Genomic DNA, 5,962 nt, shown 5'->3' with positions numbered 1-5,962 from the left:
ACGAAAATATTTTGTATGTACAAAACATAATTAATAATAGACCTAGAGAGATTTTAGGTTATTTATCTGCTATTGATGTTTACACAAAACTTAGTCAAGAAAACCCGTGAAATGAAATACCAGAAAATGAAAATTTATACGGATGACAAAAACGAGGACACGCAAGCAACGCTAATAGAAACAAATTTTTTAAAAAGCTAATAGATTAATTATAAAAATTGAGATGTCTATCTTGATTTTTTATTATTTAAGTTTTTTAAAATATATAAAAAAGATATACCTTGTAAATAAGATATATCTTTATTTTGATTGTAGCTTTTGAAATTACAATCTGGGAGTGGGGTTCAATTTTGGAACCTCACTTTTATAATGAATATATTTTTTTAAATTTTTGTTAACGCTTAATAATATAATAAAAATACATATATCAATAAAGCGAGGCAATAATGAAAAAGATTCTTAAAAAACTTAAATTTCCACTATTAGGTGGTTTATCAATAGCAATCCTCCCTGCCGTGGCTTCAAGCTGTAATAAAACCGATAACAATCAGACTGTGAACAATACTACAACTTCTGCAGAAAATAATAATACTGCCGAAAATTCGACAGTTAATAATGCATCCGGGAATAGCACCGAAAATTCAGCAGAATCAAAACAAGAAGAAAATAAAACTACTGCCCCAATTGAAGCAAATAAAACCGAAGTAGAAAATAAAAATCCCGAAACAACTGAAGAACCTGCTCAACCTAATTTAAGCAATCCTATGGATATTTTTGAACACATCAAGAAAATGCAAGAACAACAGATTAAAAAACATAATTACAATATGGATGTCTCTAAATTTACTCAAGTTGATAGAAATACCATCTATAAAGAATTATTTGACAGAACTCTTGCTATAAAATTTGGAACTGATTTAGATCCAAATAAAACAAATTCAAGTACATCATCATTTTTAGCTTCTTCGGCGGGTACAACTTGATTATTAGATTATCATAAGTATAATGAAAATAAATATAAGTTATTCTTTGCAACTAATTTACATGTTGCTTCATTACTTTCAAATACTAATGAATTTGAATCATTAAACTATAAAGACCCAAGAGGTTACAAAACCATAGGTATTTCTTTTGGAAAAGCAGATACTTTTACAGGCGATACTTTTGAAATTAAACCTAACGGAACAACAACTAATCATCAGACGAAATGAATAGCTAATCAAGAAGAATTCAAAAATGCTTCATATTCAGATAATGGAGCTTTTAACACTGAAGTTGTTGCCAAAACAGCTATTTCAAACCCTAAATTGGTTTTCGCTGGATTTGATTTTATAGATCGTTCTTATCTAAATGAATTCCAAGAAGACCTTAAAAAACAAGTACAAGATGAGTTTAATAACTTAAGTCAAGATGATCAAAACGATAAAGATTCAAAATATTGAATTTATAACCATTATTTAAAAACCAAAGAATTTATTCCTTTATACACAGATTTTGCTGTGTTTGAAGTTGATGTCGATTTAAGCTTATTAAACAATAATTATGCTCAATGATTTAAGGATGCCATCAATGGCTTAAATAGATATTTAACTCGCTTGCAAAATACACCAATATTACCTAACCAAAATAAAGATGAATCGAGTTATATGCAAACTGTTGATTATACTTCAGCTTATAATAACAATGACAATCAAAACCTTCAAAGTTCCAAATATACCTATGTTTTAGGCTATCCTGGAACCAGCACATCTGGAATGTCTGTGCTTGACTATAATAATCCAGCAGAAAGATATGATGCAAACATAACAACTTATAATCAATCTCCAAGTAATGATAAAGCATTTAATTTACCAATTGGTAGATATAATGAAAAAATTAGTTTTAACCAATTAAACCCTTACACAAGCGTTTTTGGTCGTGTTTTAGGTGATCACTATGGTTATGTATTTCAAAATAATTTTTCATCATTAACATATGGTTCGTCAGGTTCACTAGTTTATAACGAATTTGGTCAAATGGTCGGAATTCATAGCTTAGTTGATGCAAACGCTTCGCTTGGCGATTTAACTAGAAATGCATACTTTACACCATTCTTACTTTCAAATGATGCTCATTTATCAAATAATAAGGTTATCAAGGCTTATAACTTAATTGATGGCACTGACAAGACTAAATATCCAGCTCAAACACATTCATATAGAGAAAATTTAAAAGTTTTATATTCAAATGGATTTGACGATAATAGTTTTACTACAGCATTATTCGCTAATGGATTCAAATAGTTTGCATTGTTAAATTGATTAAACTTAATTAGTTATATCATTAAGATTGAATAATTTCTTTAATTTCATTTATAGTTTTTTGAAGATCATCTGCTAATATTTTATAATCATATAAATTATCAAACTCAAAAATCATTTTATATATTGCACCATCACCAAGATCGGTAATATAATACGAACGCAGACTTGCCAATATATCTAATCATGTTTTAATGTTATTATCTTTGAAATAATCTTTTAATTTATCATTTTGTTTATTTTCTTCATAAATTTTAACAAGATCATTATAGTTTTGGTCACTCTCATTTATTCAACCAATTGCAAGGTCATAAAATTTATCTGTAGCTTCTGATATCTTAACAACATCAACATTTATTCATTTGTATAATATTTCAATAGCTTCATTGATTAGAGGATAACTTTCAGGTGAATTTCAGTTATCATTAATTTCATTAAATAGATAACTAAATTGCTTTCTGTATTCTGATACCATATTGTAAACATCTGGATAATGTTGCTTATATTTATCAAATATATTTACGAGACTAAATAGACCGTGTTTTATACCGCGTATTGTAATATTTTTATTTTCTTGATTTTCGTAAAACTTATCATCATTAAATAAGAAAACATTATATGTTTGTTTTATTACTTTAGCTAATTCAATTTGAAGCGTGTATAAATTAGATATAAATTTTTTATATTTATCAAATAAATCGTTTATATTATACTTTAGCATTAGATATCTATTTAAATCACCAGAAGGGAGTTTTTGCAAGGCTTCATAGCTAAACGCTTCATTTTTATTTTTATCTCTATAGTAATTAATTCATCTTCCAAAAGGTAATTCTCAAAATCCAAATCCACCAAAATGATCTTTTAATTTAGTCACATATCCATTAAAATGACTTGAAACGTCAACAATAACTTTTTTAAATTCAATAGTTTTTGCATCAAAACTATCGTTTATAACCTCATACTCTTCATTTGTAGTAGGATTTGATTCAATAATTTCATTAAAGTTAGGTAAAAATTCTTTTATTTGTTCACTAAATAATGGATTATTTTCAGTTCATAGTGTTCACTCTGGTATAAATGTTTGTTTAATTTCATTAAGACGACGTTTTAGAAAATCGTAATAGATGTTTTCTTTTAATTCTTTTATAAAACTAATAGATTTTTCATAAAAATTATTTTTGAAATATTCAAAATCTTTAAGTGCTGAATTAATTTTTATTTTCCGAATTTCTAAGTTCGGTTCTATCCTAGAAGGTTCATCAATAGTTTCTGCAAAAATCTTCGGAAGTGATTCATAGTCGTATCCACCATCTAAGAATTCTTCATATAATCCATAATTATCATCATAAAAATAGTTATAAATATCTTTATAATAATCATCCCAAACATTAAATAGTGTTTTTAAAATATTTCACTCTCTAGGGTACATTTTAGTATCATAAAAACGATCAAAATTTTCGATGTTTTCAGCTGTTTTTCTAATCAATTCATTAAATTCAGCTACATAATTTTCATATAAAGTTTTAATCTCATTTAATTCTTTTTCTAATTCTGCAATTTTTTGCATTGATAAAGTAATTGCATTATTAATTTCTTCGGTAGTTAATGTACTATTATCAGAAGCATTTTTAATTTCATCAGCTTTATTTTTTATCAATTCGCTAGAAGAAGTAATTTTATCCATAAAATTATTTACAAATAAGTTTTTTAAGTATGGATCATCAGGTCTTGATTCTGCAAAAACGGCCGATTCTTTCTTAACATTATTAAAAGTTTCAAGTTGTTTGTTAAAAAATGCAACTTTTTTATTAAGTCGTTCTTGTGGAGTTGTATTGCCTTCAACTTCTTTAATTATATTTTGAAGTTCATTTATTTTTTGATCAATATCAGATATAGAAGGATGTTGCATAGATTCTGATTCATCAATAAAATGTTTTAAATTGTTTAACAAATCTTGCTGAGTAGATGTTTCTTTTTCTTCTTCATAAAGTTATTTAGCTTCATTTATTAAATTTTGTAAATTTGTTTGTGCTTCATTATACCCACTATTTAACTCTCTATATTTTTCTGAATAGTCTTCATATGCTTGTGAAGCAAGATCAAATTTATCCATAATTAACGAATAATTATTATTCATATCTAAATTAGGAAGATCAGATATAGTTGAAGTAATTTCTTGTATTAATTTAGAAAATTCAGGTTCATTTTTATATTTATTATTTTCAAAAGTTGTTTTAAGATTTTCAATGGTTCTTTTAAGAGAATTATAATCTTGTAAAGTTTTAGATTTTTCATCATCTTTAGCGGCTATTGTATCTTTAAAATCTGTAATTGTAGTAGCTAAATTATCTTTGTTGGTTGGTATTGTATTAGAATTAATATCACTAATAGAAGCAACTGCTTCATTATATGCATTTCTTAAAATTTCAACATCTCTTGTATAATCAGGATCATATGTTTTATCTAATAAAGTTTTTGCTTCGTTTAGCAGAGGAATTATTGAATCAACATTAACTTTTCAATCATTTATTTTAGAAATCGTATTTGTTATATTTTCAACTAATTCATTTAGTTTTTCTAATGAATTAGAATTTTTTAGTTCCTCACTGTACGAACTAATTAAATTATCAATATTTGAAATTACATTATCAAATAAATTGTTTTGATTGTCTTCATTTAATTTTGTTTTTATATTATTTAACGAATTAATTAGATTATTTACTTCGTTAGTTTTTGCAGATATTTGATTATTTAATTCTTTTTCTTTTGTTTTATCAATTTCAGACTTTTCTTCTTTAGCTTGATTTATAGCATTTTCAAGCGATTCCTTAATTTTTGTTAGATCAGAAATATTTTGATTATTCGCAATATCACCAGTAGTTTTAATTGCCTCTTGCAACTTATTAACAATATCTTTGTATTCTTCGTTTTGATCCATTGATTTAATTAAGTTGTTAGTTATAGTATCAACGAGTTTCTTAATTTCAACTTTTAAATTATCAGCTTTAGTTATTGAATCATTTAATACCTTATTAAAGTCATCAATGTTAGTTTCCAAATTATTTATTTCATTCAATATAGATTGTGTATTTTGATTAATTGCTTGTTTTGCACTAGAAATAGCTTCTTTTAATTTTTGAACAGAACTAGCCATTGAGCTATTTGTTTTATGATCATTTATAAGTTTTTCTGCTTCTTCGATTAATTCATTGAGTTTTGAAATATTATACGAATTGTCTTTATTCTCTCTATGCTTATTCTCTGAATTTTTAATATTTGAAGCAAAAGCAGTAGTGCTCATAGCCACAATCGCACCACTAGATGCAACAACTAAACCAGATAAAACCTTTGATTTTTTTCTAGACATTTTTAAACCTCTTAAACTTAAATATTTTTATATATCTAAATTATCCTGCATTATTTTTTTTTTTTTTTTTGTAAATTGTTGCTGTGTTTAAATTAACAAATAAACCTGTTTTATAGTAATTTTGGATTTGTAATAAAAATTTTCGGTAAATCTAATTATTTTTAATATAAATTGATTTCAAATAATATTTTTATTTATAAAAATAAACTTAGGTGTAAATACTTGTGAATTTATTATGAAAATAAACTTTTTATATATAATATAAACGCAATTTATTATTAAATTGCTCTTAACA

The 5,962-nt window shown here is 25.3% G+C and carries 3 protein-coding genes and 1 pseudogene; 2 read left to right on the top strand and 2 right to left on the bottom strand.

The features are described from left to right. A pseudogene (locus T390_RS04185) lies at positions 1 to 209 on the top strand (IS30 family transposase); the annotation flags it as partial. Positions 210 to 446: 237 nt separating this feature from the next. Further along, positions 447 to 2,282 carry an MIP family Ig-specific serine endopeptidase gene (locus T390_RS03885; protein ID WP_051590868.1) on the top strand — a complete coding sequence of 612 codons (1,836 nt, stop codon included), beginning with the start codon at positions 447 to 449 and terminating at the stop codon, positions 2,280 to 2,282. 40 nt (positions 2,283 to 2,322) lie between these two features. On the opposite strand, the gene T390_RS0103330 is transcribed toward T390_RS03885, so the two are convergent. Together T390_RS0103330 and T390_RS0103325 are read right to left on the bottom strand one after the other, a co-directional pair. Next, positions 2,323 to 4,251, bottom strand: a complete 1,929-nt coding sequence (locus T390_RS0103330; protein ID WP_156930766.1) for a hypothetical protein — start codon at positions 4,249 to 4,251, stop codon at positions 2,323 to 2,325. Between the two features lie 39 nt (positions 4,252 to 4,290). Next, positions 4,291 to 5,667 (bottom strand): hypothetical protein, encoded by a 1,377-nt coding sequence (locus T390_RS0103325; protein WP_027335073.1) that lies wholly within the window; start codon positions 5,665 to 5,667, stop codon positions 4,291 to 4,293. Positions 5,668 to 5,962 lie beyond the last annotated feature (295 nt).

Origin of the sequence: Mycoplasmopsis felifaucium ATCC 43428 (genome assembly GCF_000687775.1) — a bacterium.
Classification (GTDB): domain Bacteria; phylum Bacillota_I; class Bacilli_A; order Mycoplasmatales; family Metamycoplasmataceae; genus Mycoplasmopsis; species Mycoplasmopsis felifaucium.
Note: the sequence above shows the minus strand (reverse complement) of the source record. Positions and strands in the feature narration are given on the sequence as shown.